26 protein-coding genes are annotated in these 25557 nt (G+C 66.0%); 13 read left to right on the top strand and 13 right to left on the bottom strand.

Going from position 1 to position 25557, the window contains the following annotated elements; translation table 11 throughout:
• Positions 1 to 9: 9 nt before the first annotated feature.
• Complete coding sequence (locus ACRVY7_RS03960) at positions 10 to 1722, bottom strand: MFS transporter (protein ID WP_431816061.1); 1713 nt, start codon at positions 1720 to 1722, stop codon at positions 10 to 12.
• Positions 1723 to 1881: 159 nt separating this feature from the next.
• Here ACRVY7_RS03960 and ACRVY7_RS03955 point away from each other — a divergent pair, with 159 nt between their 5' ends.
• Positions 1882 to 2022 carry a hypothetical protein gene (locus ACRVY7_RS03955; protein ID WP_197494559.1) on the top strand — a complete coding sequence of 47 codons (141 nt, stop codon included), beginning with the start codon at positions 1882 to 1884 and terminating at the stop codon, positions 2020 to 2022.
• Between the two features lie 23 nt (positions 2023 to 2045).
• Here the strand turns inward: ACRVY7_RS03955 and ACRVY7_RS03950 are convergent, their stop codons facing one another.
• From ACRVY7_RS03950 to kstD, 3 genes are all read right to left on the bottom strand, one after another.
• Positions 2046 to 2477: a DUF6918 family protein gene (locus ACRVY7_RS03950; protein ID WP_431816060.1), complete on the bottom strand. Its 432-nt coding sequence runs from the start codon at positions 2475 to 2477 to the stop codon at positions 2046 to 2048.
• 138 nt (positions 2478 to 2615) lie between these two features.
• Complete coding sequence (locus tag ACRVY7_RS03945; RefSeq protein ID WP_431816059.1) at positions 2616 to 3479, bottom strand: MaoC/PaaZ C-terminal domain-containing protein; 864 nt, start codon at positions 3477 to 3479, stop codon at positions 2616 to 2618.
• A 3-nt stretch (positions 3480 to 3482) separates the two neighbouring features.
• Positions 3483 to 5207 carry a 3-oxosteroid 1-dehydrogenase gene (gene kstD / locus ACRVY7_RS03940; protein ID WP_431816058.1) on the bottom strand — a complete coding sequence of 575 codons (1725 nt, stop codon included), beginning with the start codon at positions 5205 to 5207 and terminating at the stop codon, positions 3483 to 3485.
• A gap of 96 nt (positions 5208 to 5303) precedes the next feature.
• On the opposite strand from kstD, the gene ACRVY7_RS03935 reads away from it, so the two are divergent.
• The 4 genes from ACRVY7_RS03935 to dmpG all read left to right on the top strand — a co-directional run bounded on the left by ACRVY7_RS03935 (position 5304) and on the right by dmpG (position 9125).
• Entirely contained in the window at positions 5304 to 6164 is an 861-nt protein-coding gene (locus ACRVY7_RS03935) for an SDR family NAD(P)-dependent oxidoreductase (protein WP_431816057.1), read from the top strand.
• A gap of 143 nt (positions 6165 to 6307) precedes the next feature.
• Positions 6308 to 7096, top strand: a complete 789-nt coding sequence (locus ACRVY7_RS03930; RefSeq protein WP_431816056.1) for a 2-keto-4-pentenoate hydratase — start codon at positions 6308 to 6310, stop codon at positions 7094 to 7096.
• A gap of 50 nt (positions 7097 to 7146) precedes the next feature.
• Positions 7147 to 8052 (top strand): acetaldehyde dehydrogenase (acetylating), encoded by a 906-nt coding sequence (locus tag ACRVY7_RS03925; RefSeq protein WP_431816055.1) that lies wholly within the window; start codon positions 7147 to 7149, stop codon positions 8050 to 8052.
• On the top strand, positions 8049 to 9125 hold the full coding sequence (dmpG, locus tag ACRVY7_RS03920) for a 4-hydroxy-2-oxovalerate aldolase (protein ID WP_431816054.1): 1077 nt from the start codon (positions 8049 to 8051) through the stop codon (positions 9123 to 9125). Before ACRVY7_RS03925 ends, dmpG begins: the two co-directional genes overlap by 4 nt.
• 101 nt (positions 9126 to 9226) lie before the next feature.
• Here the strand turns inward: dmpG and ACRVY7_RS03915 are convergent, their stop codons facing one another.
• Positions 9227 to 10150 (bottom strand): hypothetical protein, encoded by a 924-nt coding sequence (locus tag ACRVY7_RS03915; protein ID WP_431816053.1) that lies wholly within the window; start codon positions 10148 to 10150, stop codon positions 9227 to 9229.
• Positions 10151 to 10270: 120 nt separating this feature from the next.
• Positions 10271 to 11074: a VOC family protein gene (locus ACRVY7_RS03910; RefSeq protein WP_431816052.1), complete on the bottom strand. Its 804-nt coding sequence runs from the start codon at positions 11072 to 11074 to the stop codon at positions 10271 to 10273.
• 135 nt (positions 11075 to 11209) lie between these two features.
• On the opposite strand from ACRVY7_RS03910, the gene ACRVY7_RS03905 reads away from it, so the two are divergent.
• Positions 11210 to 11767, top strand: a complete 558-nt coding sequence (locus ACRVY7_RS03905; protein ID WP_431816051.1) for a hypothetical protein — start codon at positions 11210 to 11212, stop codon at positions 11765 to 11767.
• On the opposite strand, the gene ACRVY7_RS03900 is transcribed toward ACRVY7_RS03905, so the two are convergent.
• Together ACRVY7_RS03900 and ACRVY7_RS03895 are read right to left on the bottom strand one after the other, a co-directional pair.
• Positions 11721 to 12137 (bottom strand): hypothetical protein, encoded by a 417-nt coding sequence (locus ACRVY7_RS03900; RefSeq protein ID WP_431816050.1) that lies wholly within the window; start codon positions 12135 to 12137, stop codon positions 11721 to 11723. The genes ACRVY7_RS03905 and ACRVY7_RS03900 overlap by 47 nt on opposite strands.
• A 2-nt stretch (positions 12138 to 12139) precedes the next feature.
• Positions 12140 to 13375 (bottom strand): 3-ketosteroid-9-alpha-monooxygenase, oxygenase component, encoded by a 1236-nt coding sequence (locus tag ACRVY7_RS03895; RefSeq protein WP_431816049.1) that lies wholly within the window; start codon positions 13373 to 13375, stop codon positions 12140 to 12142.
• A gap of 231 nt (positions 13376 to 13606) precedes the next feature.
• On the opposite strand from ACRVY7_RS03895, the gene hsaA reads away from it, so the two are divergent.
• The 7 genes from hsaA to ACRVY7_RS03860 are packed head-to-tail and all read left to right on the top strand — an operon-like array spanning position 13607 to position 20158.
• Positions 13607 to 14842 (top strand): 3-hydroxy-9,10-secoandrosta-1,3,5(10)-triene-9,17-dione monooxygenase oxygenase subunit, encoded by a 1236-nt coding sequence (gene hsaA / locus ACRVY7_RS03890; RefSeq protein ID WP_431816048.1) that lies wholly within the window; start codon positions 13607 to 13609, stop codon positions 14840 to 14842.
• Between the two features lie 17 nt (positions 14843 to 14859).
• Positions 14860 to 15774, top strand: coding sequence for an iron-dependent extradiol dioxygenase HsaC (hsaC, locus tag ACRVY7_RS03885; RefSeq protein ID WP_251721862.1), 915 nt, complete (start codon positions 14860 to 14862; stop codon positions 15772 to 15774).
• A gap of 20 nt (positions 15775 to 15794) precedes the next feature.
• Complete coding sequence (gene hsaB, locus ACRVY7_RS03880; RefSeq protein WP_431816047.1) at positions 15795 to 16367, top strand: 3-hydroxy-9,10-secoandrosta-1,3,5(10)-triene-9,17-dione monooxygenase reductase subunit; 573 nt, start codon at positions 15795 to 15797, stop codon at positions 16365 to 16367.
• Positions 16364 to 17566, top strand: coding sequence for a hypothetical protein (locus tag ACRVY7_RS03875; protein ID WP_431816393.1), 1203 nt, complete (start codon positions 16364 to 16366; stop codon positions 17564 to 17566). Before hsaB ends, ACRVY7_RS03875 begins: the two co-directional genes overlap by 4 nt.
• On the top strand, positions 17563 to 18387 hold the full coding sequence (locus tag ACRVY7_RS03870) for an SDR family oxidoreductase (protein WP_431816046.1): 825 nt from the start codon (positions 17563 to 17565) through the stop codon (positions 18385 to 18387). Before ACRVY7_RS03875 ends, ACRVY7_RS03870 begins: the two co-directional genes overlap by 4 nt.
• Positions 18380 to 19519, top strand: a complete 1140-nt coding sequence (locus ACRVY7_RS03865) for a sulfotransferase family protein (protein WP_431816045.1) — start codon at positions 18380 to 18382, stop codon at positions 19517 to 19519. Before ACRVY7_RS03870 ends, ACRVY7_RS03865 begins: the two co-directional genes overlap by 8 nt.
• A gap of 9 nt (positions 19520 to 19528) precedes the next feature.
• The gene (locus tag ACRVY7_RS03860) at positions 19529 to 20158 is read left to right on the top strand and encodes a TMEM175 family protein (protein ID WP_431816044.1); all 630 of its coding nucleotides are present in this window, start codon (positions 19529 to 19531) and stop codon (positions 20156 to 20158) included.
• A gap of 596 nt (positions 20159 to 20754) precedes the next feature.
• On the opposite strand, the gene ACRVY7_RS03855 is transcribed toward ACRVY7_RS03860, so the two are convergent.
• The 5 genes from ACRVY7_RS03855 to ACRVY7_RS03835 all read right to left on the bottom strand — a co-directional run bounded on the left by ACRVY7_RS03855 (position 20755) and on the right by ACRVY7_RS03835 (position 25479).
• Positions 20755 to 21852 carry an acyl-CoA dehydrogenase family protein gene (locus ACRVY7_RS03855; RefSeq protein WP_431816043.1) on the bottom strand — a complete coding sequence of 366 codons (1098 nt, stop codon included), beginning with the start codon at positions 21850 to 21852 and terminating at the stop codon, positions 20755 to 20757.
• A complete protein-coding gene (locus ACRVY7_RS03850; RefSeq protein ID WP_431816042.1) occupies positions 21849 to 22820 on the bottom strand; it encodes an acyl-CoA dehydrogenase family protein in 972 nt (323 codons plus the stop codon). The genes ACRVY7_RS03855 and ACRVY7_RS03850 overlap by 4 nt, the downstream gene beginning before the upstream one ends.
• Before the next feature lie 3 nt (positions 22821 to 22823).
• Positions 22824 to 23990 (bottom strand): acyl-CoA dehydrogenase family protein, encoded by a 1167-nt coding sequence (locus ACRVY7_RS03845; RefSeq protein ID WP_431816041.1) that lies wholly within the window; start codon positions 23988 to 23990, stop codon positions 22824 to 22826.
• A 3-nt stretch (positions 23991 to 23993) separates the two neighbouring features.
• Positions 23994 to 24911, bottom strand: coding sequence for an enoyl-CoA hydratase (locus ACRVY7_RS03840; RefSeq protein WP_431816040.1), 918 nt, complete (start codon positions 24909 to 24911; stop codon positions 23994 to 23996).
• 85 nt (positions 24912 to 24996) lie between these two features.
• The gene (locus tag ACRVY7_RS03835) at positions 24997 to 25479 is read right to left on the bottom strand and encodes a hypothetical protein (protein ID WP_431816039.1); all 483 of its coding nucleotides are present in this window, start codon (positions 25477 to 25479) and stop codon (positions 24997 to 24999) included.
• Positions 25480 to 25557: the final 78 nt, after the last annotated feature.

Here is a 25557-nt window from a genome sequence, read left to right as displayed (position 1 = left end):
CTACGCTGCTCACCTGTCTGTCGAGCGTTGCCTGTCGTCGTCCGCCCAGCCGAACTCGTTGGCCTTCGTCACGGGTTCCCCCATATCGGGGTCGGTCTGGTTGTCGGGGTAGGTGACGGCGACGACACGACGAGGCGCGAGCCACAGCAACACGGCGGAGCCGGCGAGGAGGACCGCTCCGAGGACGACGCACGCCTGATTCATCGGCGTGATGAACGCGTCTTGCGCGCCGTCGAGGATGGCCCGCGCCAGACCGCTCGCCTGCTCGGGAAGCCGGTGTGCCACCTCGGTGGCCTCCGCGAGTGATTTGCCGATGCGAGTCGACGCCTCGTCGGCTTGGGCGAGCAGCGCCTGGCCGCCCGCGGTGTCTCCCGCGGCGATGCGTTGGCGTCCTGCGGCGTCGAGTTGGTCGTGTGCGAGCGCGCTCGTCGGCCCGATCCGGGCGGCGTACCCGGCCGCGAGCAGCGACCCTGCGATGGCGATCCCGATGGCCGCACCGAGTTCGCGCGCTGTGTCGTTGACCGCCGACCCGACGCCCTGGTTGTCCAGCGGTGTGTTCGACATGATGGCCGTGGTCGACGGTGCCGTCGCGAGTCCGATACCGACCGAGATGACACCGGTCATCGCCGCGAACATCGGGTAGCTGTCGTAGTCGATGAGCCCGAGGAGCAGCATGCCGATTCCTGCGACGAGGATTCCGCCCGCGAGGACGAAACGCAGCGAGTGGAACCGCACGGCGACCCAATTGCCCACGAGCGCGAAAGCGCTGACACCGATGACCATCGGCATCAGTGCGAAAGCCGATTGCAGCGGGGAGTAGCCCATCACCAGTTGCAGTCGTTGCAGCAGCAGATAGAAGGCGCCGAATGACGCGAAGAACTGCAATGCCACAGAGAGTGCGCCGGAACCGAATGCGCGGTTGGTGAAGAGGCGCACGTCGAGCAGTGGGTCGGTGATGCGCAGTTCGAGCAGGCAGAACGCGACCAACAACAACAGTCCGCCGATCAGCGCGACCAGAACGAGTGCGTCGCCCCACCCGCGGTGTGGTGCTTCGAGAAGACCGAAGACGATTCCGGTCACGCCGAGGACCGATAGGGCGGTACCGCCGAAGTCGAAGCGTCCAGGATTGCTGTCGCGGGAGGTTCCGATCGTCAGGCACAGCAGGGCAGTCACCAGAGCCGACGCCGCGAACGTGATGAAAATCGAGTGCCACGAAAAGAATTCGAGCAGGACGCCGGTGACGAAGAATCCCGCGATCGCTCCCGCACCCGCCACCGCCGCCCAAATGCTCACGGCGATACTGCGCTTGTCCGCGGGCACACCGGAGGTGATCAGCGACAGCGTGGTGGGCATGATGAGTGCCGCTGCGACGCCCGCCAGAATTCGGGTGCAGATCAACTGGGTGGGATCGGTCGTCCAGATCGCCAGCAGTGAGGCGACAGAGAAGACGACGAGACCGACGATCAGGACCTCGCGTCGCCCGAAGCGGTCACCGATGGCGCCTGCCGGAAGCAGCAGTGCCGCAAGGGCTAACGTGTAGCCGTCGACGATCCATGTCATCTGGCTCGAGTCAGCGCCGATGTCGATGGCGATGTCGGCGAGTGCGGTGTTCAGCGCGGCCATGGCGGCGACCACCATGCTGACCGCAGCGCAGGCGATCAGGATCAGCCACGCCGCGCGCGTGTTCTCGCGCGTCAGTCGCGTGCGTGTCAGCCCGGCCATGTAGTCCCCGTCGCTATCGGGTCGAGGTTATTCACGACACGCTGCCGGGAAACGCCACAAACTCCTGCACCATGTGACACATTTATCACTGTAGTAACACACCGGGAGTATTCGATCAGGTAGCTGGCGGGTATCCCGGACGATCGAAAGTGAGAGATCATGGCCTCATCCCAGGTCGCATCTTCACGAGCAACCGACACGACGCCGGTCCGCCTGCACATCTGGCGGGTGTTGTCGATGCTGGCCGCGCTGATCGCGGTCGGTGTGGTGTTGGTTCTCATCATCACCTCCGCGGCCTAGCGCGACCAGCTGACACGTCGGACTCAGCCCGCGTACTTCTCGATGACTGCGCCGACTCGTGGAAGTGCCGCGGCCACATAGCCTTTCGCCTTGCCGCGCAGCGAGTTGTACGCCTTCGCGAGCGCAGGCTTGGCGTTCGACACCTGGTCGTCGGTCACCTGGAGCAGCGCTTCGGATGCCGCGTCGGAATTCGCCGCGAGGTGATCACCGAACGCGACGCCGGCAGGCTTGCTGTCCCAGAACGGTTGCAGCGCGGTGAGAAAGTCGGGCAGCAACTGGTCGGTAGCCCGAGTCACGATGTCCGGCTTGATCTTCTGGACAGCGCCGTAAGCGGCTTTGACGGCGGCGCCGCTGAGACCCTTCTGCTCCGACACCTCGGCGGCGATGACGCCGACGAAATCGTTGACCACTGCCGGACGGTTGGCTCCGAGCAGTGACTGCAGCGAATCGCTCATCGAATCTCCTTCATGGTCCGTGGCGCAGCCACGGGAGGTAGCGGGAATGACCGTCAGTGACCTTATCGGTTCCGACTGTGATGGTGCGCGCTGGCGGCATCCACCTACGACGTCGCGTCCGCTACTCCCATCGGACGCTCAGCGGCGTTTCTCGACAACCACGTTCGCCAGCGCCGGGGCATTCTCGCGTTCGATCACCGAGGCCGTCACCAGGAGCCTGTCGGCCTCGTCCCACACGGCAACGTCGAGCGTCTCACCCGGGAACACCACGCCCGCGAAGGTTGCCGAGAAGTCGGCTACCGCAACGACTTCACCACCGAGGAGTCCGTCGACGACGGCCCGACACACCGATCCATACGTGCACAGGCCGTGCAGGATGGGCCGCGGAAATCCGGCGGCCGCGGCGAATGCCGGGTCGGAGTGCAGTGGGTTGCGGTCGCCGCACAACCGGTAGAGCAGCGCCTGATTCGGCCGCGTGGGGACCTGCAGGATCGCGTCGGGTGCTCGGTCGGGATAGGCGACCTTGCTCGACGCCCCGCGCTCACCTCCGAAACCGCCCTCGCCCTTGGCGAAGATCGACGACCGCTCGGTCCACAGCGGTTCGCCCGTCTCGTCGACGGTGATGCCCTCGGAGATGATGACCGCCGCAGACCCTTTGTCCTGGACCTCGACGATCCGCTTGCGCGTCGTCGCCTTGCCCTCCGGTGGCAGTGGTCGGTGCGCGGTGATCTGCTGGCTGCCGTGAACGACCTTCGCCAGGTCGATGTCGATACCGGGGAAGGAGACCGTGGGAGCCTGCGTCGCGTGGAACGTCGCGGCGACCGTCGCGAATGTCGGTAACACCTTGGGAGCGTCGTCGTCGACGTAGCGCAGGCCGTCGGCGTCGAGCGGATCACGGGCTGCTCCGACGGCGAGGTGGTAGAGCGCGACGTCGGATGCCGTCCACGAGAAGGTGACCTCGGGCAACTCTGCCCCGACTGCGACCGATGGGTCGATGGGCACGGCTTACGCTCCTGCCGTCGTCGACGTCGGGGTTGCCTGCCCGGTGCGTGCGGCGGCGTCGAGCGCGGCGAGGTAGCCGAAGACGAGCGCCGGGCCGATTGTGGCGCCGGGGCCGGCATAGGTGTGGCCCATGACCGGTGCGCTGGTGTTGCCCGCGGCGTAGAGGCCCTCGATGACCGAGCCGTCCGGTCGCAGCGCGCGGCCGGTCGCGTCGGTGTCGATGCCGCCCTTGGTGCCGAGGTCTCCCGGCACCATCTTGACCGCGTAGAACGGCGCCTTGCGGACCGGCCCGAGGCTCGGGTTGGGCTTGTTCGTGATGTCGCCGTAGTAGTGGTCGTAGCCGCTCTCGCCGCGATGGAAGTCGGCGTCGACGCCGGACTTCGCGAATCCGTTGAAGCGTTCGGTTGTCGCGGTCAGTGCGTCGGCGGGAACGCCGATCTTGTCGGCGAGCTCGGCGATCGTGTCTGCCTTGACGACGACCCCGGAGTCAAACCACTTCTTGGGCAACGGTTGTCGAGCGTTGATCCCCGCGAAGAGATATCGGTTTCGGCACGTCTGGTCGAAGATCAGCCAGCCGGGCACGTTCTCTCCCGGGCCGTCGCCCTGGCCGAACTCGCCGCCGTACATCTGGTGCACCGCCTCCACGTAGGGCAGCGATTCGTTCATGAATCGCTCGCCGCGCATGTTGACGATGAACGTGCCGGGGACCGAGCGTTCGGAGAGTGCGAACCACGGCCCGCGCGGCAGGGGAATGGTCGGTCCCCACCAGGCGTCGTCCATCAGCGACACCGCAGCGCCGATCTTGATGCCGGCGTTGATGCCGTCACCGGTGTTCGACGGCGCGCCCGTCGTCCAGTCGGACCCGATCGGTTCGCGCTGGTATTTGCGGCGCATCTCGACGTTGTGCTCGAAGCCGCCACACGCGAGGATCACGCCTTTCTCGGCGCGGATGTCGAACTGCTTGCCGTCGGATTCCGCTCTCACTCCGACGACGCGGCCGTCGTCGGTGAGAAGGTCGACGAGGCCGGTGTTCAGCCGCAGGGGAACGCCGGCCTGCCGAACGCCGAGCAGCAGCTCGGCGGCGAGCGCCGCACCCATCGCGATGAGTTTCTTACCGCGCGAGCGTGCCCAGAAGAATCGGCCGCCGACCTTGGCCATCCGTGCCGGGCCGCGCCAATGGCGTATGCCGGTGTTGAGCCAGCGGTAATCCGATTGCAGCACAACCATGTTCAGCGGTGCCTTGGTGTACTGCGGGTGCAGGGTGTCGAGGTCGTCGCCGAGTGCTCGTGCATCGAAGGGGCGAGGTTCGACGCTGCGCCCGCCCAGCCGGCCGCCCGGCGCTTCGGGGTAGTAGTCGGAGTAGTTCTTCACCCACTCGAGGTCGAGAGGGGCGTGCTTCATGAGGAAGTCGAGTGCCTCGGGGCCGCGGTCGATGTAGGCGTCGATGCGGTCCTCGCGTGCGTGCTCGCCGATGATTGCCTTGACGTACTCGCGGGCCCGCTCGGTTGTGTCGTCGACGCCGTCGCGCTTCAGCACTGAATTGTTCGGGATCCAGACGCCGCCACCCGAGCGCGACGTCGAGCCTCCCCAGTACGGCGACTTCTCGATGATCACCGTCGTGAGGCCCTGCGCCGCAGCGGTGATCGCGGCACTGAGCCCTGCCGCGCCCGCACCCACGACGACGACGTCGTAGGTCTCTGGTTGTTCTTGCTCGCGCTCGCCTGCCATCGGGTTCCCTTCGTGCTCCGTGGTGGAACGTGTTCTATATACGAATTAGAACACGTTTCAGAAATGTGGCGCCAGGGTGTGGGAGAGTCGGTGCGCATGGAGCAAGGTCGAGTGGCTGTCGTGACCGGGGCGAGCCGGGGTGCGGGCAGGGGAATCGCGCTCGCGCTGGGTGCGACCGGGGCCACGGTATACGTGACCGGGCGGACCGGGAACGACGGCGACAGTGCACTGCCCGGTTCGGTGAACTCGACCGCTGCCGAGGTGAGCCGGCGCGGTGGCGTCGGTATCCCGGTGGTGCTCGACCACGCCGATGACGCAGCCGTCGCCGCACTGTTCGAGCGCGTCGGTGACGAGAACGGCGGCTGCCTCGACATCATGGTCAACAACGCGCTGACCCTTCCGGACGCATTGACGACGAAGGGCCCGTTCTGGAGCAAGCCGCTCTCGCTGACCGACCTGTTCGACGTCGGAATGCGGTCGACGTATGTCGCCAGCTATTACGCCGCACCGCTTCTGGTGCACCGCGGTTCGGGCTTGATCGTCAACACCTCGTCGTTCGGGGGCGCGTGCTACATGCACGGACCCGCGTACGGCGCGGGCAAGGCTGCCGTCGACAAACTGGCCCACGACATGGCCGTCGACTTCCGGCCGCACGACGTCGCTGTGATCTCGCTGTGGATGGGCCTGCTGCTGACCGAGCGCACGCGTGAGGCCTTCGCCGATCACCCGGATGCGTATGCCGGTCTCGCCGCCAACGCCGAATCGCCGGAGTTCGTCGGGCGGGTCATCGCCGCGCTCGCCGACGACCCCGATCTGATGTCGCGGAGCGGGCGCGTGCTCATCGCGGCGGAACTCGCTGCCGAGTACGGCGTCGTCGACACCGACGGTCGGCAGCCGCCGTCGCACCGCGCGATGCTCGGCGACCCGCCGACGTTCAGTCCTGCCGTCATCGACTGAGGCGTGCGCGGAGGCGGGGCGGAGCGCCGAAGGGACTGCCGCAAAACTGGAACATGTTCTAAACTAGAACGTGTTCATGCCGTGGTGGCCTGCGTGCTCGCCGCGGTAGATGTGAGCCGTACCGACCCCGGAAGTGAGCAGAAGTGGCCGTCGACAAGGCAACTCGCGAGCAGATCGCGGCGGATCTGTGGACAGCGGAACAGACCGCAACCGCCATCGAGCGGCCGACCGACACCCATCCCGACCTCGACGTCGTCGACGCATACGAGATCCAGCTGATCAATATCCGCAAGCGTCTCGATGCGGGTGCGAAGGTCGCCGGGCACAAGGTGGGCCTTGCGTCGGAAGCCATGCAGAAGATGATGGGCGTCGACGAACCCGACTACGGGCATCTGCTCGACACCATGCAGTACTACGAGTCGTCGCCGATTGACACGGCCAAGCTGTGCTTCCCGCGGGTCGAGGTGGAGGTCGGGTTCATCCTCGGCAAGGACCTGCCGGGCGAGGGGTGCACCAACGACGACGTCATCGACGCCGTCGAGTGGGTGGTCCCGTCGATCGAACTCATCGACTCGCGGATCACGGACTGGAAGATCACGCTCTGCGACACCATCGCCGACAACGCGTCGTCGTGCGGATGGATTCTCGGCGAGCAGCGGGTGGCCATCGGCGATATCGACACTGGCGACGTCGACGCGGTGCTGCACCGCAACGGTGAGGTTGTCGCGAAGGGCAATTCGTCTGCGGTGCTCGGGCATCCGCTCAACGCGGTGTCGTGGCTCGCGCGCAAGGTCGAGGGCTTCGGGGTGCGGCTGCGCAAGGGCGACCTGATACTTCCCGGGACAGCGACACGGGCCTTCGACGTCGCGCCCGGCGACCACGTCGTCGCAGAGTTCGCGGGGCTCGGCACCGTCACGCTGGACTTCACCTGAGTCCCAATAGTTTTCGTCAAGACCATGACCACACACCCACAGGAGGCACCGTGGCGGCAACGCTGACCGCAGCCATCATCGGGTCGGGCAACATCGGCACCGACCTCATGTACAAACTCGAACGCAGTCAGGTCATCGACCCGCGCTGGATGGTCGGTATCGACGCCGACTCCGAGGGCATGAAACGTGCCGCCGACCACGGGCTGATCACCATGAGCGGCGGCGCCGACGAGTTGCTCGCGTCGTCGGAGAAGCCCGATCTGATCTTCGAGGCGACGTCGGCCTACGTGCACCGCGAGTACGCGCCGCGCTACGAGGAGGCAGGCATCGTCGCCGTCGACCTCACGCCTGCGGCGGTCGGGCCTGCGGTGGTGCCGCCCGCCAACCTGCGTGAGCATCTCGACGCCCCGAACACTAACATGATCACCTGCGGTGGGCAGGCGACCATTCCGATGGTGCACGCGGTGAGTTCGGTTGTGCCGGTGCCGTATGCGGAGATCGTCGCGTCGGTGGCATCGGTCTCGGCGGGGCCGGGCACGCGCGCCAACATCGACGAGTTCACGCGCACGACGTCGAAGGGGATCGAGACGATCGGTGGTGCGCAGCGCGGCAAGGCGATCATCATCCTCAACCCGGCCGACCCTCCGATGATCATGCGCGACACCATCTTCTGCGCGATTCCCGAGGATGCTGACACCGACGCGATCGCCGCGTCGATCCATCAGCGCGAAAAGGACATCCAGGCATACGTTCCGGGTTACCGGCTGCTGCAGGATCCGCAGTTCGATCCGCCCAGTGTGCTCAACGGCGGGCACGCGCGCGTCTCGATTTTCGTCGAGGTCGAGGGTGCAGGCGACTTTCTACCGCCGTACGCGGGAAATCTCGACATCATGACGGCTGCCGCCACCAAGGTCGGCGAAGAAATCGCGAAGCAGAAGCTGGGGGTGTCGGCATGACCACGGCGACAACAGATCTCATGGCGCACGCGCGCAAGTACTCCGACACGCTCGACATCCGGATCACCGACTCGTCGCTGCGCGACGGCAGCCACCACAAGCGTCATCAGTTCACGGTCGACGAGGTGCGGTCCATCGTCGGCGCGCTCGACGACGCCGGAGTGCCGGTGATCGAGGTGACCCACGGCGACGGACTCGGCGGGTCGTCGTTCAACTACGGCTTCTCCAAAACCCCTGAGCAGGAACTGATCAAGGCGGCCGCCGAGACCGCGCAGCGCGCGAAGATCGCGTTCCTCATGCTGCCGGGGCTCGGCACCAAGGACGACATCCGGGCGGCGCAGGACAACGGCGGTCAGATCTGTCGGATCGCGACGCACTGCACCGAGGCCGACGTGTCGATTCAGCACTTCGGGCTGGCTCGCGAGCTGGGTTTGGAGACCGTCGGCTTCCTGATGATGAGTCACAGTCAACCGCCGGAAGTGCTTGCCGCGCAGGCGCGCATCATGGCCGACGCCGGCTGCCAGTGCGTGTACGTCGTCGACTCCGCCGGTGCGCTCGTGCTCGAAGACGTGACGGTTCGCGTGCAGGCACTCGTCGCGGAACTCGGCGACGACGCCCAGGTCGGCTTCCACGGTCACGAGAACCTCGACATCGCGGTTGCCAACTCCATCAACGCCATTCGGGCGGGTGCACAGCAGATCGACGGATCGATCCGACGTTTCGGCGCGGGCGCCGGGAACACGCCGACCGAGGCCTTCGTCGGAGTGTGCGACAAGCTCGGGATCACCACGGGCGTCGACTTCATGAAGATCGCCGACGCCGCGCAGGACGTCGTGCGGCCCGCCATGCCGTCGGAGTGCCTCGTCGACCGCTCGTCGATGATGATGGGCTACGCGGGCTGCTACAGCTCGTTCCTCAAGCACGCCGAGGGCCACGCCGAACGGTACGGCGTCTCCGCGGCGGACATCCTGATCGAGGCCGGCAACCGCAAACTCGTTGGCGGGCAGGAGGATCAGCTCATCGACATCGCCCTCGAGCTGCGCAAGAAGGCCGACGCGAACGCTGGCGTCTGAGGGGAGCCGCGTTCGCCCAAACGCGGCCCGAACTTGTAGACGCGGCTGGTACACCGACCGCGTCTGCAGGTTCGAGCCGCGTCTGGAGTTCGACGATCCGCTCACGCCACGTCGAGCTGCAGTTTGGTGAGCCACTGCCGGACCGACGCGGCGACGGTGCCCCGCTCGAGGTCGGCCCAGGTCCAGCGGATCACCATGACGCCGAGTCGACGCAGTCGGTCCTCGCGCTTCTTCTCCCGGACCACGGCGTCGGTGGCGTCTTCGCCGTCCCGTAAGTACTTCTGGTACTTCACCTTTCCGTCGAACTCCCCGACGAGCAGCCCCGACCAGTCGAAGTCGCTGCGCGCGACGAACCCGTCCTGATCGCGGAACTCGTGCTGCAGGCGCGGAATCGGCAGGCCCGCCTCGATGATCTGCGCCCGACACCACGACTCGCCGGGACTCTCCGCGTCGGCAGTGGCGTGTGCGAGCGCACGGCGCGCCTGTCCGACGCCCCGACGGGTAGCCCGCAGCATCTTGCGCATGAGCCTGCGGTCGGCGCCGAGGCGCAGCGCGGCGTCGAGCACTGCGAGTGCGCCGGCGAAGCCCATCGGGCTCGTGCAGGCGATGTCGACGGCTGTTCGTTCGAGCGAGCTGACCAGCACACCGTCGACGTCGACTGTCTCGCTGGGCGCGACCACTCCGACGTGCGTGTGCCTGGTGGCCGTGCGTCCGCCGTGGTTGGCGTCGCCGGTGGTGACGTGCAGGCGCGCGAAGTTGGGTTTGAGCATCGGCAGCCTGTGCATTGCTGCGGCCGACTGGTGGGTCACCACTCCCGCGACAGTGCCGAGCACCGCCGACGCGATCACGGTGAGCCGGTGCGCGTCGTCGGGCGTGCGTTTCTCCGCGGGCGCGAAGGCGCCGCGGCCGACACGGACGATCTCGCCGCGTCGGCACGCTCGGCGCAGATCGTCGTCGGTGAAGCCGTCGGCCAGTGCCTTCTTGCGGTAGATGATGCCGTGGTCGTCTGCGATGAACGGGGTCATGACAGCTCCGACGCGCACGACCGCCCGTCGGTTCCCCTCATGCCCAAACGCGGCCCGAACTCGCAGACGCGGCTGGTACACCGACCGCGTCTGCAGGTTCGAGCCGCGTTTGGAGCGCGCCTACATCCCGGCCGGCGGGTGCCCCAGCGAGATCAGTGCGCCGTTGGGGTCGTGCACCGTGGCGAGGGTGCCGTACGGCGTGTCCGTGGCGGGCATGATGACCGAGCCGCCGAGCTCCTCGGCGCGCTTGACGGTCGCGGGTACGTCGTCGACGCAGATGTAGATCTGCCAGAAGGAGGGCAGTTCCGGCGGAAACAGGTTGGCCGCGTCCATGATTCCGGCGTAGGCCATGTCGCCGAAGAAGACCTGCGCGTACCGCAGCGGGCTGCCCGGCTCGACGATCTCGACGGCGCTGTTGTCGATGACCGACTCGACGCGCGCGCCGACGACCTCGGGGTAGAACACCACCGATTTGGTGTAGTCCTGGCTCACGCACTCGAACCAGTACGGGGCGCCGTGCACGCCCCACTCGGCAAAGCCCTTGTGCTTGTTGGCTTTCCAGAAGCCGATCACCGCGCCTGCGGCGTCGACCGCCACGGCCATCGTGCCCTCCTCGCCGACCTCCATCGGAGGCAGCATGACCGATCCGCCCGCTGCCTTGACCAGCTCGAGAGTGGCCTCGGGGTCGTCGGTGCGAAGGTACGACGACCAGACGTTGGGCACCGACCCTTCGCCCATGGCGGGCATCAGGCCGGCGACGCGGTGACCGTTGAGAGTGAAGTTCTGGTATCCGCCGAAGTCGGGGTTCGGGTCCTCGACCTTCCACCCGAACAAGTCGCTGTAGAAGTCGATCGCCTTGGCGGTGTCGCTGCTCATCAGGTCGAACCAGACGGGTGCGCCGGGGGGAGCGGTGTATTCGGTCATGGCAGTGGCTCTTCTCTGTGGTCGCTGGTCTCGGACGCTGGTACTGACCTCCATCCTCGCGAAAAGTCATCGGCGGCGTCGGCGAACACCGGAGGTCGGTACGCGAGCGAGACCCGGGGTGGCACGCTTGACCGCATGACAGAACGTGCGCGCGCACTCGCATGGCCGCTTTTCGCGGTGTCCGGCCTGCTGATCGTCGCGTTCAGCCTGGTGTCGTGGGGCGACTCCAGCCAGGGGCTCAACTCCAAGATCTCCGGTGTCGGGCGCGTATCGGTGCCGGGTGCCGCGCCCGAGGACGTCGCATTTCTGGAAGCGCACACGCAGCGCCCCGGACTGGTCACCATCATCCTGGGGGCGGTGATCGCTGCTGTCGCGGCAGTGGGCTGGTGGCGTCGTCGGCTGCGTCCGATCGCACTCGCGGTGATCGGGCTCGCCGCGGTCGGAGCCGCGGTGGCCGCGGGAATCGTGATTGCCGACCCGTCGGGACGACTGCTCGACGACGCGGTGACCAGCACCCTCGACCTCGCGCCGGGCGAACAGATCCTCCAGCCGGGCTACGGCGTGATCGCGGTGCTCGTCGTCGCGATCCTGGTGGCCGTCGGCGTGGTGTTTGTCGGCGCGACAGCAGCGCTCACGAGTACCAGGCTCACCAGTACCCGTCGGGATCGGACTCCGGCGACTCCGCCGGGATGATCCCTTCTGCGACACCGTGATCGATGCTCGCCGACAGTCGTGAGCAGGTCGGGACGAGCGCCGGATTCCCGCCTTCGGCGCGTATACGGGCGAGTTCGTTGCACCGCTCCCGGGCGTCGGCGTTCCACTGCACGCTGGTGTGGTGCGAGCTGGTCTTCTTGACCAGCACGCACGCATGGCATCCGCGGCACTCGATCTCGGTCATGCCGCCGCGAAGATAGTGTTCGCGGTCGCGTGCCGTCGACTCGTGGACCGCGGCCCGACGCTGCGGATCGTCGCCGAAGTCGGGGGCCTTCGACCACCCGGCAAGGGCGGGTGAGGCGCCCCGCGGGGGCTCGCCCTCCTCGATGCGATCGGCGGCGGTGGTCATGCTCAGACGCGCGTGTCGGTGTCGGACGAGTTGTCCGCGGAGGAATCTTCAGAAGCCGCGGCCTCTGCCGCCTCGCGTTCCTGCTTGCGGCGCAGGTTCTCGGCCACCTCGATGCTCCAGTTCTCGACGGCCTTGGTGGTGTCGATCTCGTACTCGAAGCGCTGGGTCATCTCGTCGGTGACGTCGGCCTTGTCGACGTAGAACTGCTCGTACCAGCGTCGAAGCTGGTAGACCGGACCGTCTTCTTCGACGAGGAGCGGGTTGTCGATGCGCGTCTTGTTCTTCCAGATCTCGACGTCCTGCAGGAACCCGACCTCGACACCCTTGGAGATCTTGTGGGCCATCCGCGCCGCCTGCTCACCCGTCATGCCCTCGGGCACCTTGGCCATCATGCCGTACATCAGGACGAACGAATTGGCGTCGATGGGGTAGTGGCAGTTGGTCAGGATGGTCTCGATCTTGAAGTCGCCGTAGAACTGGACCATCGGGTTGAGCATGTACGACGGCCCGTAATAGGCCGCCATCGATTCGAGTCGGCTCTCGGCGTATCCGCTGCCGAAGTCGATGTCGGGTCGGCCGTGGGAGTTCATGTACTGCGCGGCGGTCTCGCCCTCGAAGACGTTCTTGAAGTAGTCGGGCAGCGCGTAGTGGACGTAGAAGAAGTGCGCCATGTCGACGACGTTGTCGATGATCTCGCGGCAGTTGGAACCCTCGATCACCAGGCGGTTCCAGGTCCAACCGGTCCAGGCATCGCTACCGACCTCGTCGAGTTCCGGGACGACGCAGTCATCCGGTGGCGGATTGCCCTCCGGGTCGTTGTAGACGAAAACCTGTCCGTTGCGGATCATCGTCGGCCACGAACGAGTCTTGGCGAGTTTGGGATTGCGCTTCGCGTACGGCACACCTGCGCAACGCCCGTTGCCCTTCCACATCCAGCCGTGGAACGGGCATGCGACGTTCCCGTCGCGGATCGAGCCCTGGCTGAGATCGCCGCCCATGTGCCTGCAGTACGCGTCGAGGATGTTGACCTCGCCGTCGTGTATCCACAGCGCGAGTTTGGTGCCGAACACGGTGATCGAGTGTGGCTCGCCGTCGTCGAACTCGGACAGCAGACCCAGGCAGTGCCAGCCGCGCGCGAACCGCGTCGGGGGTACCCCGGTGTCGATCTCGCGCACGTCACTGTCGCGTGCCGCACCGGATGCTCCGGTGTGTGCAGCGGGTCGTGGGGTGACGGTCATCTCGGGCGCTCCTTGAGGTGGGGGCTGTGTTGTGCGGTCCGCTCTTCATCGAATACTAGAACAGGTTCCAGTATTCGTGTCCACATCGACTCTGCGCCGCTCGATCGCAGCAGTACATGGGGCCAAGGTCCTGTGTTTCCGAATATCTCGACAAAAACTAGAACCTGTTCTAATCTCAGATTTGAAACCAGTGTCTCACGAACGCGAATCGACAGGTAGGAGCCGGGCCAGATGCCAGCACATGAGCCGTCAGCACATCAATCGGTGGCGCCGGACGCGCAGACGAGCGCCGACCGGGCAGACGCAGCTGCGCAGGTGCTCGAGAAGATCAACGCGCTGCTGCCCGAGATCGAGCAGCGGGCGCAGCAGACCGAGGACCTCCGCCAGATCCCCGACGAAACGGTGTCCAGCCTCGACGACGCGGGCTTCTTCAAGCTGCTGCAGCCGTCGCAGTGGGGTGGATACGAGGCCGACCCGGTCACGTTCTACGAGGCAGTGCGCAGGATCGGCAGTGCATGTGGATCGACCGGGTGGGTCTCGGGCATCATCGGCGTCCACAACTGGCATCTCGCCCTGTTCGATCAGCAGGCGCAGGAAGACGTCTGGGGCTCCGATCCGTCGGTGCGCATCTCGTCGTCGTATGCCCCGATGGGTGCCGGCCAGGTTGTCGACGGCGGGTACGTCGTGAACGGGTCGTGGGCGTGGTCGTCGGGTAGTGGCATCGCCGACTGGGTGTTCGTCGGTGGCCCGGTCATCAAGGACGGCAAGCCCGTCGACTTCGTCAGCTTCCTGATTCCGCGCGAGGACTACAACATCAAGGACGTCTGGAACGTGGTCGGCCTGCGCGGCACCGGCTCGAACACGATCGAGGTCAAGGACGTCTTCGTGCCACGGCATCGCATGCTCAGTTACCGCACGATGGGGATGGGACAGGCGCCGGGACTCGAGCGCAACACCGCGCCGGTCTACAAGATGCCCTGGGGGACAATCCACCCCAGCACCATCTCGACGCCGATTGTCGGCATGGCCTATGGGGCGTACGCCGCGCATGTCGAACATCAGGGCAAGCGAGTGCGTGCGGCCTATGCGGGAGAGAAGGCCAAGGACGATCCGTTCGCGAAGGTCCGGATCGCCGGTGCGGCAAGTGATATCGACGCGGCGTGGCGCCAGTTGTCGGGCAATCTCGCCGACGAGTACAACTACATCTTGCGCGGCGAGGAAGTGCCGATGGAACTGCGGCTCGCCGCTCGTCGCGACCAGGTACGGGCCACCGGGCGTGCGATCGCCTCGATCGACACGCTGTTCGAGAATTCGGGTGCACACGCCCTCGAGAACGGCACGCCCATCCAGCGCTTCTGGCGCGATGCCCACGCGGGACGCGTCCACGCCGCCAACGATCCCGAGCGCGCCTACGTCGCATTCGGTAACGGGGAGTTCGGAATTCCCGTCGGCGACACGATGGTCTGAGTGGAGCACCAGAGACGATGAGCGACAGCCCCATCAGTTCCCTCGGCTACATGCGCATCGAGGCCACCGACATGGCCGCGTGGCGCGAATACGGACTCAAGGTCCTCGGCATGATCGAGGGCAAAGGTGCAACACCCGACGCCCTCTACCTGCGCATGGACGACTTTCCGGCACGACTTGTCATCGTGCCGTCCGACCGCGACCACCTCGGCAGCACCGGCTGGGAGTGTCCGAATGCCCAAGCACTGCAGGATGTTCGGGACCGTCTCGCGTCCGCGGGCGTGATCTTCCGGGAGGGCAAGGACGAGGAACGCGCCGATCGTCGGGTCGACGAAATGATTATCTTCGACGACCCGGCGGGCAACACCCTCGAGGTATTTCACGGTGCCGCACTGGAACATCGCCGCGTCGTCAGCCCGTACGGGCACTCGTTCGTGACCGGCGACCAGGGACTCGGCCACGTCGTCCTCACCTGCGACGACGACAAAGCAGCGTTGGCCTTCTATCGCGACGTCCTCGGCTTCAAGCTGCGTGACTCGATGCGACTCCCACCGCAGGCGGTCGGTCGTGAAGAGGGCGACGAGGTTCCGTGGCTGCGCTTCCTCGGATGTAACCCGAGACACCATTCGCTCGCGTTCCTGCCGATGCCGAACGCGACGGGCATCGTGCACCTCATGGTCGAGGTCGGTGAGTCCGACGACGTCGGGCTCTGCCTCGACAGGGCGCTGCGTCGAAAAGTACCGATGTCGGCATCGCTCGGACGCCACGTCAACGACCTGATGCTCTCGTTCTACATGAAGACCCCCGGCGGATTCGACGTCGAATTCGGCTGTGAGGGAAGACAGGTCGACGACGGCGAATGGGTGGCGAGGGAGAGTACCGCGGTGAGTTTGTGGGGACACGACTTCACCGTCGGATTCAAGAACCAGTGAACGGGAGGGCGAGCGTCCAGATGGCTGCGACACCGTACGGGTCAAGTGATTTCGACACACGTCAGTTCCGCACCGCGATGGGGCAGTTCTGTACCGGCGTCACGGTCATCACCACGCTCACCGCTGACGGGGCGCCGTCGGGGTTCGCCTGTCAGTCGTTCGCGGCGCTCTCGCTCGATCCGCCGCTCGTGCTCTTCTGCCCGCAGAAGACGTCGCGGACCTGGCGGATGATCGAGGAGAACGGGAGCTTCTGCGTCAACATCCTCTCCAACCGGCAGCAGGATGTCAGTGCGGCCTTCGGTGCGCCTGGCGACGACAAGTTCGCGGGAATCGCCTGGGATCCGTCGCCTGCAGGACTCCCCGTCATCAGACACGGTTTGACGTGGGTCGAGTGTTCCGTCGAACGCGTCGACGACGGCGGCGACCACCACATCGTGATCGGTCGGGCGCTGACACTCGGAGAAGTCTTGCAGGACAAGCCACTTCTCTTCTACCGGGGTGGCTATCTCTCGACCGAGCATCCGCGGGTCACCCCGGCGCAGGCCGAGCTCGACAACTTCCTGACCTGGACCGGAGGAGACACGTGGCTGTGACGACGACCCCCATCTCGCGAACAGTCGACGTCACCGGTCCCTTCACCGACGCCATCACGCAGGCGCAGACCTTGATCGCCAACGCCGACTTCGCACGCACAGAAGCCGATCTCGCTGAGGGATTCGATTACCTGGCCGGAAGCATCGCGGCGACACTGCAATTGGCGCGATCGCGCAGTCGGACCCATCCCGGGTTCGTCACTTCGACGGGACCTAGCACCAAGATGGGCCTCGACAACCCGGACACCCTCTACCTCCACGCCGACATCGAGCCGAGCGCCACGTATCGGGTCTGGGGACGACGCGGCAACACAACGGATCTGAGCTTCCAGGTACTGCGCGGCGACTACACACCAAGCGAAGTGCCCGGCGGCGACGACGCCTTCGACGACCGACGGATTCCGATCAACTCCGACGGGACGTTCGAGATCATGTTCGGGCAGGATCTGTCCGCTGCATCTGCGCGCGACGACTACTTCGCCCTCGGCGACGGAGCGTCGATGCTCGCGGTGCGTGAGGTGTACTCCGACTGGTCGCAGCGTAGGGGAGAGATCGCCATCGAGCGTGTCGACACGGTGGGCAGTGCCCCCGCCGACCTCGACCTCGCGCGGGTGCAGCGACGGTACGCCACCGCGGGCAAGATGCTCCTGGCACGGCTGAACACCTGGTTCAACTTTCCCAAGTGGTTCTACCTCGACGAGCCGGTCAACACCTTCACACCGCCGCGGCTCACGCCCGGTGGATTGTCGACGCAGTATTCGTCCGTCGGGCATTTCAGACTGCTGCCCGGTGAGGCCATGATCATCACGGTTCCGAAATCTGCTGCGCCATATCAGGGTTTTCAGCTCGGCAGCATGTGGTACATCTCGCTCGACTACGTCAACCACCAGACCAGCCTGAACTCCGCGCAGGCGCAGGTCGACCGCGACGGCATGATCCGATTGGTGCTCGCACACGACAATCCCGGCGTCGCCAACTGGATCGAGACCACCGGTCACGAGGTCGGGATCATGCAATTCCGGTGGCAGCGAACCGATGTGCCGATCCCGCCGGAACAGGGTCCGACGGCACAGGTCGTCGACGCGGGCGACATCGCCGATCATCTGCCTTACCTCGACGACAACAGGCTCGACCCTGCGGGATGGGCTGCGCGAATCGCCCTCCGCCAGCGCGGCTTTGCAGAGAGAATGCTGGGATGACCGAGATGGCGGGTGCGGGGCTGCTCGACGACAAGGTGGTCGTCGTATCCGGGGTCGGACCGGGACTGGGTCGATCGATCTGCCTGCGTTCGGCAGCACAGGGCGCTCGCGTGGTGCTCGCCGCGCGAACCGAGTCGCGACTCAAGGAGATCTCCGCTGAGGTCGACGCTGCCGGTGGCCGCTCACTCGTGGTACCCACCGACATCACCGACGACGACGCGGTCGACCAGTTGGTCGCTGCCACTCTTGCCGAGTTCGGACGGGCTGACGTCGTCGTGAACAACGCCTTCGCGCTTCCCTCGATGAAGCCGTTGGCTCGCACTGACTTCGAACAGATCAACGCGAGTATCGAACTCACCGTGCTCGGCACGCTGCGCGTCGTGAAAGCCTTCACCGCCGCGCTTGCCGACGCGGCGTCGGAGTCCTCATCGCCGCGAGCGACGAGCGCGATAGTCAACATCAACTCGATGGTGATCCGACACTCCGAACCGCGTTACGGCAGTTACAAGTTGGCGAAGTCGGCGCTGCTCGCCATGTCGCAGACGTTGGCCACGGAATTGGGTGACAAACGGATACGGGTGAACTCCGTTGCACCGGGCTATATCTGGGACGACCAACTCAAGTGGTACTTCGGCGAGGTCGCCAAGAAGTACGGCATCAGCGAGGACGACGTCTACGCGCAGACCGCCGCGCGCTCCGACCTCAAGCGTCTGCCGGAGCCGGACGAGATCGCCGACGCCGTCGTATTTCTCGCCTCCGACGCAGCCAGTGCGATCACCGGCCACACCCTCGACGTGAACTGTGGGGAATACCATGACTGAGCTGGCCGGTAGACGCAACGTCGGAACGGTCGACGATCTGCACGAATCTGCCATGCGGACAACGGGTCTCGATGACTTCGGCGACGACGCATACCTCGAGCCGCTCGGCGTGCTTCTCGATTCGTACGCGAACGAAGCGGGCCTCACCGAGCTCGGTAGCAAGATGTTTCGGTACTTCCTCAAGGGGGCGTTGATCGCTCGACTGATGAGCGAAGCGTCGTGGCGTGCCAACCCGTCGTATGTCGATGTCGAGATCACCCGTCCGATCTTCGTGACCGGACTACCCCGCACCGGGACCACTGCTCTGCATCGACTGCTCGCCGCCGACCCCGCGCACCAGGGACTCGAGATGTGGCTCACCGAGTTTCCGCAGCCGCGGCCGCCGCGCGAGCAGTGGGCGTCCGATCCGGTCTATCAGCAGATCGATGCCGGTATCGCGCAGCACCACGTCGAGAATCCGGAATTCATGGGTCTGCACTATCTCGACGCCGGTGAGGTCGAGGAGTGCTGGCAGTTGTTGCGGCAGAGCATCATGTCGATCTCGTACGAATCGCTCGCGTACGTGCCGACGTACTCGAGGTGGCTCGCCGAGCAGGACTGGACACCGGCGTACGCGCGGCATCGTCGAAATCTTCAGATGATCGGCTCGAACGATCGCGGGAAACGATGGGTGCTGAAGAACCCGAGTCATCTCTTCGCGCTCGATGCGTTGATGGCGGTGTATCCCGACGCCCTGGTGATCCAGACGCATCGCGCGCCGGAGACGATCATCGCGTCGATGTGCAGTCTCGCCGAGCACGCCACTCCGGGTTGGTCGACGGTGTTCGTCGGCGACACGATCGGGCGGACACAACTCGACCTCTGGTCACGCGGATTGCACCAATTCTCGCAGGCGCGTGCGCAATACGACGAGGCGCAGTTCCTCGACGTCGACTTCGACGACCTGCGGGCAGACCCGCTCGGGACCGTCGAACGCGTGTATGCGGCGCTGGGCACCGACATCTCGGAACCGGCGCGCGCCGCGATGGTCGCCCTCGATGCCGAGAGCGCGTCGGGCGCACGTCGGCCCCAACATCGGTATGCCCTCTCGGATTACGGATTCACGGAGGCAGAGGTCGCCGCGGCGTTCTAAAGTCGGTGCATGGCAGCACCCGAAGGGCGACGTACCGCTGAGGGTTTTCGACGGTTGATCTCGTTCGCCGATGCGGTGGTTGCCATTGCGCTCACGCTGTTGGTCTTGCCTCTCGCCGAGATCGGTAAGGAGATCGGGAGCGATACGACCGTGGTCGCGGTGTTTCGCGACCACTCCAGTGAGCTCCTCGGATTCCTGATCAGTTTCTTCGTGATCTGGGTGCTGTGGCGCAATCACCATCGCATGATCGAGTACTTCGACGCCTACGACAAGGTGCTGTTCAACCTGCACATGGTGTGGCTGTTCACGATCGTCGTGCTGCCCTTCGCCACCTCGCTCATCAGTGGTCCGACGTTGAAGTGGGGTACGGCGTTCTACATCGCGGTGCTCCTGGTGTCGGTGTCGAGCCTGGTGGCGATAAGTGAGTGGGGTAGGAGGCATCGGGAGCTGTTGGCAGCTGGCCAAGATGTCGACGAGTGGGTGGCGAGTGCTCCCGATGTCGGCACGGTGATTGCGCTCGTCGTGGCTCTCGTCGGGTCGCTGGTGGTGCCGCAGTGGGGGAGCTGGTGGCTGGTGGTGCTCTTCCTGGCGGGTCCCGCTGACAAGATCGTCGCGGCCGTGGCGCCGCGCAGGCGGTAGGTCGCGACAAGCGAAACGTCCTCCGCTGGTCGAGCGAAGCCTCCCCCGCTGGTTGAGCGGGGTTGGCCCGAGCGGCGAACGTTCCCCCGCTGGTCGAGCGGGCGCGAGCGGAGCGAGCACCCGAGTCGAGACCACTTCCCGCTGCGGCTGGTGGTCTCGACAAGCTCGACCAGCGGTAGGGCTCGACCAGCGGTTGTGGCTATACCAGCGGGTGGTGGCTCGAGCAGCGAGGCCTTCCCCGCTGGTCGAGCGGGCGTGAGCGCAGCGAGCACCCGAGTCGAGACCACTTCCCACGGCCGGTGGTCTCGACAGGCTCGACCAGCGGTGGGGCTGCTCGATCAGTGGTGGGGTGGTCTCGACAAGCTCGACCAGCGGTAGGGCTCGACCAGCGGTTGTGGCTATACCAGCGGGTGGTGGCTCGAGCAGCGAGGCCTTCCCCCGCTGGTCGAGCGGGCGCGAGCGGAGCGAGCACCCGAGTCGAGACCACTTCCCGCTGCGGCTGGTGGTCTCGACAGGCTCGACCAGCGATCCGGGGCTCGACCAGCGGTGCGGCTCGACCAGCGGTCCGGGGCTCGACCAGCGCTCAGCCGGCTCGGCTAGCCGCGCAGGGCGTCGACCATCTCGGCGACGATGTCGTGTGGCTGGCCGAAGAGCTGGGCGCTGCCGTGGGCGCGTTTGAAGTACAGCCCGATGTCGTGTTCGGCCGTGATCCCGATGCCCCCGTGGATCTGGATCGCCTCGCCCGCGACGGTGGCGAACGCTTCCGAGCAGTAGACGTGGGCCGAGGCCGCGAGGTCGGCGGCATTCGGGTCGTCGGTGACGACGGCCTCGATGGCCGCGCGCGCGAGCGATCGCGACGACTCGACGAGCGTGTACATGTCGGCCATGCGATGTTTGAGCGCCTGGAATGACCCGATGATCCGGCCGAACTGCGTCCTCGACGATGCGTGCTCCACTGCGAGTCGGAGCGCGCGGTCGGCGCCGCCGACCTGTTCGGCGGCGAGGAGTGCCCAGGCAAGCGTGCGCAGTCGCGACACCACGTTGCCCTCTGCGGTGACAGCGGTGGCAGCGGTGTCGTCGAATGTGATGCGGGCCAACGGCCGCGTCGGGTCGACGGTGGGGAGTGCGGTCACCTCGACACCGTCGGCGTCGGCATCGACGACGTGCAGTGTGATGCCTGACGGTGTGCCGGCGAGGACGAGCAGCAGGTCGGCTGACTCGCCGTCGATGACGAACTCTGCTGTGCCGGTGAGCAATCCGGCTTCACTGGAGACACCGGGGATGTCCCACCCCGTCGCGCCCGCCCAGCACAGACTGGCGATGCGTTCTCCGGATGCGATGTCGGGAAGGAGTCGTTCGCACGCATCGGTATCGCCGCTGAGCAGCAGGGCGCCGGTGGCGAGTGCCGTTGAGAAGGCAGGCGCGGGACTCAGCGTCGCGCCGAGTTCCTCGAGCACCGTTGCGGTTTCGATGAACGACGCTCCCGCACCGCCGAATTCCTCCGGGACCGCGAGGGCTGCCACGCCGATCTCGTTGCACAGCGTGCGCCACAGGTCGCTGTCGAACCTGTGGGGTGTGCGCATCGCCGCGCGCACCGCTGTGGAGTCGGATCGCTTGGCCAAGAGGTCGGAGACGGACTGGCGCAATGCTTCCCGGTCCTCGCTGGATACCGCGCTGTGTGTCGTCGTGCTCACAGCGACTCCAGAATCCGCGAGCGATGCTGTGCCGCCGTCCCCCACGCGCTCACCAGTGCACGAGTCTTGGTGATGTACAACGACAGATCGTGTTCGGAGGTGTACCCGATCGCACCGAGAACCTGCAGAGATCGCCGGGATGCCAGGTACGCGGCGTCGGCCGCCGCGACCTTGGCCGCGGAGATGTCACGGCTCACGTCGACGCCCTCGGGAACCCCACCGTCGATGCCGACCGCTGCACCGTGGATGAGTGGGCGCGCCATCTCAATGGCGATCGCGACGTCGGCGAGGTGATGCTTGACCGCCTGGAACGATCCGATCTGACGCCCGAATTGCTTGCGTGACAACGCGTAGTCGGATGCGATTCGGAGCATCGTCGAGCCGAGACCGAGTAGTTGAGCCGCGGTAGCCAGTGCGCCGAACTGTGCGGCTCGGTCGCCATCGACACCGTCTGCGATCACCTCGGCCGCGCGCACCGTGGACACCGTTCGCGTGGGATCGACCGACTGTGCTGTGTCGACGACCGTCGCGAGCGACAACACGTCGTTGTCGATGACGTAGACGTGTTCGGCAGCATCGGTGTCGGCTGCACGCGGAGACAGTGGCGCGATTGCCACCGAACTCAGGCGTCCGGATGCCGCAGCGTCGAGGGCATCTGACTCCGTGGCCGACCGAAGCAGGATCGGCACCACCGCAACGGATTCGACGATCGGCCCGGGGAGCGCGTGGCGGCCGATCTGTTCGAGTGCGACGACCATCTCGACGGCGCCTGCTCCGGCGCCACCGTGCTCCTCGTCGACGAGCAGGCCGAACACGCCGATGTCGGCGAGCTGGCGGAAGACACCTGCCGCGGGAGAGCGATCACCGTCGGCCCAAGCCCGCGCGACGACGGGTGTGTCGGCTTTGGTGAGGAGCGTGTCGACGCTCGATGCGAGGTCGTCGTGGATGTCGGACAGCAGGAAGTCCATCGTTCACCTATCCCCGCGCGGGAGGCCGAGGAGGCGCTCCGCGATCACATTGCGCTGAATCTCGTTGGTACCTGCGTAGATCGGCCCGGACAGCGAGAAGAGGTAGCCGTCAATCCATGCGTCGTCGATCTCGGCGTCGGTGCCCTGTAACTCCAGCGCTGTCTCGTGGGCCGCGATGTCCCACTGCGACCAGAAGACCTTGTTGATCGACGACTCCATGCCCAACTGGCCACCGGCGGCGAGCCGACTGACCGTCGCGTACGTCGACAGCTCGTAGGCCCGCGAGCCGATCCAGGCGTCGGCGACGCGTGTATCGACGCCGGAGGCGGTGGGTACGTTGTCCCGCTGCGCTTTCCACAGGTCGACGAGGCGATCCGTGGTGGCGAGGAAGCGACCTGGCGAACGCAACGACAGTCCGCGCTCGTTGGCGGCGGTGCTCATCGCCACCCGCCACCCGTTGTCGACGTCGCCGATGACGCCGGAGTTCGCGGGATCGGCGGGGTCGTCGGGGACGAAGACGTTCTCGCAGAAGACTTCTGCGAAACCGGGCTCGCCGTCGAGTTGAGGGATCGGCCGCACCGTGACGCCCGGCCCGCGAAGGTCGAACATGAAGTAGGTGAGTCCCCGGTGGCGTTGCGCCTCTTTGTCGGTGCGGAACAGGCCGAATGCCCAGTCGGCGAAGCTCGACCGGGAACTCCACGTCTTCTGGCCGTTGAGAAGCCAGCCGCCGTCGGTTCGGGTGGCCGTGGAGCGCAGCGAGGCCAGGTCGCTGCCGGCTTCGGGTTCGCTCCACGCCTGGCCCCAGATGTCGTCGGCACGCGCCATCCTGGGCATGATTCGGGCCAGTTGTTCTGGATGTGCGTGCTCGAAAAGTGTTGGTGCCAAAAGGAAGATGCCGTTCTGGCTCACTCTGCCCGGTGCGCCGGCACGGTAGTACTCCTCCTCGAAGATGATCCAGTGCAGGAGCGGGGCGTCACGGCCACCGAACTCCTCCGGCCAGCTCACCACCGACATGCGGTCGGCGGCCATTGTGCGCTCCCACTCCCGGTGCGCCTCGAAGCCCTCGGCGGTGTCCATCGAGGGAAGTGGTTGTGCGGGAACATGATCTGCGAGCCAGGTGCGCACCTCGGAGCGGAACTCGTCAGCGGCGGCGTCGAACGTCAGGTCCATCGGTCAGCGTCCGTTCGACGTCGAGCCCGCGGACGCCTTCATCGACTTGGCATCCATGCCGCCGAGCGAGTCTCCACCGGAGGATTCGGCGTTGGCCGAATGCGCGAAATGGTGCCAGCCGAATACCGAGTCCATCGCGGTGCGCATGCCCATCTGGTCCTCGCAGATGTTCACCGCCTTCTTGGACAAGAACAGTCCCTGCATCGGCATCGCGACGATGTTCTCGCAGATCGCATCGACCTTGGCGCCCAGGCCATCCCGCTCGACGACGTGGTTGACCATGCCCCACTGTTCTGCCTGTGTCGCGGTGAAGCGTTCGCCGGTGAAGAGGATCTCCTTGGCGCGACGTGGACCCAGCACGTAGGCGTGTGCGAAGTACTCGACGCCCGGAATGCCCATACGTGCAACGGGATCGGAGAAGAACGCGTCGTCGGAGGCGACGATGAAGTCGCATACCCACGCGAGCATCAGGCCGCCCGCGATGCATGCGCCGTGCACGGCCGCGATCATCGGCTTCGGGATCTCCCGCCACCGTCGGCACATCCCGAGGTAGACCTCGGTCTCGCGGGCGAGACGTTGATCGGCTCCCGACTTGTCTGTGTGGTCCCAGTGCAGGGCGGCGACGTTGTCGTAGTACGTGTCGAAGTCACGCTCCGGGGTGCCGATGTCGTGGCCCGCCGAGAAGTGCTTGCCGTTCGCGCGAAGCACGATCGCCTTGACGTCGGGGTCGTCGACTGCCTTGCGGAACGCGGCGTCGAGCGAGTACGTCATCACCGAGTTCTGGGCATTGCGATACTCGGGCCGGTTCAGCGTCACGTAGGCGACCGCGCCACCCGGACCGCCGACCTCGTAGGAGACCGGCGAGGTGTCCGGGCCGAGGTCGTCGGGACCAAGCGGGGCGGGGATCACGGCGTCGCTCATGCTCACGAGCCTAACCTAGCAAATGCTTGGTTGGTAGTCTTGCGTGCGGTTCCTGCTGCGTGCAGTGGTGGGTAGCGCCAGGGGTTTAGCGCACGGTGATTGTTCCGCTGCAGGCGGTGGTGGGGATTGCCCACAGCGCGTTGCGGTTGACCGCGCTGAGCGTGACCCGGACCTTGCCCGGGCCGGTGTTGAGCGCGAAGGTGGGTCCACCGACGAAGAGGGCGATCTTTGCCGTGTCGAAGTCAGTCCCCTTGCGGTTGGTGTTCAAGTTGTGCCAGTCGAGCCGCCCGACGGATTCGTATCCTCCGCTGAATGTCCAGAAGGACGAGATGTCGCGGACGGCGGCGGTGACTGTGCCCGGTCCCGTCTGGGAGACGAACAGTCGCGCGGTGCTGTAGGGCTGGTCGACGATGTTCGGGCTGATGCCCCAACACCGTTCGAGGGGCGCGACCGTTTCGGCATGGGCGGTACCCGAGCCGACGCTGAGCGCGGCGAGCGAGGACGCGGCGACCCCGGCGGCTGCAAGTGCTGTTGCGACGCGGGTGCGGATTGTGTGTCGATGATGCATGGTGTAGTCCTCGATCGGGTTCCGGATGCGAATCGTTGGCGGGAACGCCGCCGCATAGGGATGTGCGGCGATGCACGA

The sequence above is a fragment of the Gordonia jacobaea genome, assembly GCF_965344965.1.
Taxonomy (GTDB): Bacteria; Actinomycetota; Actinomycetes; order Mycobacteriales; family Mycobacteriaceae; genus Gordonia; species Gordonia jacobaea.
Note: the sequence above shows the minus strand (reverse complement) of the source record. Positions and strands in the feature narration are given on the sequence as shown.

Bases quoted from the DNA above. Each gene is read 5' to 3' on its own strand.
- ACRVY7_RS03960 (WP_431816061.1), bottom strand. From the start codon at position 1,722: ATGGCCGGGCTGACACGCACGCGACTGACGCGCGAGAACACGCGCGCG.
- ACRVY7_RS03955 (WP_197494559.1), top strand. From the start codon at position 1,882: ATGGCCTCATCCCAGGTCGCATCTTCACGAGCAACCGACACGACGCCG.
- ACRVY7_RS03950 (WP_431816060.1), bottom strand. From the start codon at position 2,477: ATGAGCGATTCGCTGCAGTCACTGCTCGGAGCCAACCGTCCGGCAGTG.
- kstD (WP_431816058.1), bottom strand. From the start codon at position 5,207: ATGGCAGGCGAGCGCGAGCAAGAACAACCAGAGACCTACGACGTCGTC.
- ACRVY7_RS03935 (WP_431816057.1), top strand. From the start codon at position 5,304: ATGGAGCAAGGTCGAGTGGCTGTCGTGACCGGGGCGAGCCGGGGTGCG.
- dmpG (WP_431816054.1), top strand. From the start codon at position 8,049: ATGACCACGGCGACAACAGATCTCATGGCGCACGCGCGCAAGTACTCC.
- ACRVY7_RS03915 (WP_431816053.1), bottom strand. From the start codon at position 10,150: ATGACCCCGTTCATCGCAGACGACCACGGCATCATCTACCGCAAGAAG.
- ACRVY7_RS03910 (WP_431816052.1), bottom strand. From the start codon at position 11,074: ATGACCGAATACACCGCTCCCCCCGGCGCACCCGTCTGGTTCGACCTG.
- ACRVY7_RS03905 (WP_431816051.1), top strand. From the start codon at position 11,210: ATGACAGAACGTGCGCGCGCACTCGCATGGCCGCTTTTCGCGGTGTCC.
- ACRVY7_RS03900 (WP_431816050.1), bottom strand. From the start codon at position 12,137: ATGACCACCGCCGCCGATCGCATCGAGGAGGGCGAGCCCCCGCGGGGC.
- ACRVY7_RS03895 (WP_431816049.1), bottom strand. From the start codon at position 13,375: ATGACCGTCACCCCACGACCCGCTGCACACACCGGAGCATCCGGTGCG.
- hsaA (WP_431816048.1), top strand. From the start codon at position 13,607: ATGCCAGCACATGAGCCGTCAGCACATCAATCGGTGGCGCCGGACGCG.
- hsaC (WP_251721862.1), top strand. From the start codon at position 14,860: ATGAGCGACAGCCCCATCAGTTCCCTCGGCTACATGCGCATCGAGGCC.
- hsaB (WP_431816047.1), top strand. From the start codon at position 15,795: ATGGCTGCGACACCGTACGGGTCAAGTGATTTCGACACACGTCAGTTC.
- ACRVY7_RS03870 (WP_431816046.1), top strand. From the start codon at position 17,563: ATGACCGAGATGGCGGGTGCGGGGCTGCTCGACGACAAGGTGGTCGTC.
- ACRVY7_RS03865 (WP_431816045.1), top strand. From the start codon at position 18,380: ATGACTGAGCTGGCCGGTAGACGCAACGTCGGAACGGTCGACGATCTG.
- ACRVY7_RS03860 (WP_431816044.1), top strand. From the start codon at position 19,529: ATGGCAGCACCCGAAGGGCGACGTACCGCTGAGGGTTTTCGACGGTTG.
- ACRVY7_RS03850 (WP_431816042.1), bottom strand. From the start codon at position 22,820: ATGGACTTCCTGCTGTCCGACATCCACGACGACCTCGCATCGAGCGTC.
- ACRVY7_RS03845 (WP_431816041.1), bottom strand. From the start codon at position 23,990: ATGGACCTGACGTTCGACGCCGCCGCTGACGAGTTCCGCTCCGAGGTG.
- ACRVY7_RS03840 (WP_431816040.1), bottom strand. From the start codon at position 24,911: ATGAGCGACGCCGTGATCCCCGCCCCGCTTGGTCCCGACGACCTCGGC.
- ACRVY7_RS03835 (WP_431816039.1), bottom strand. From the start codon at position 25,479: ATGCATCATCGACACACAATCCGCACCCGCGTCGCAACAGCACTTGCA.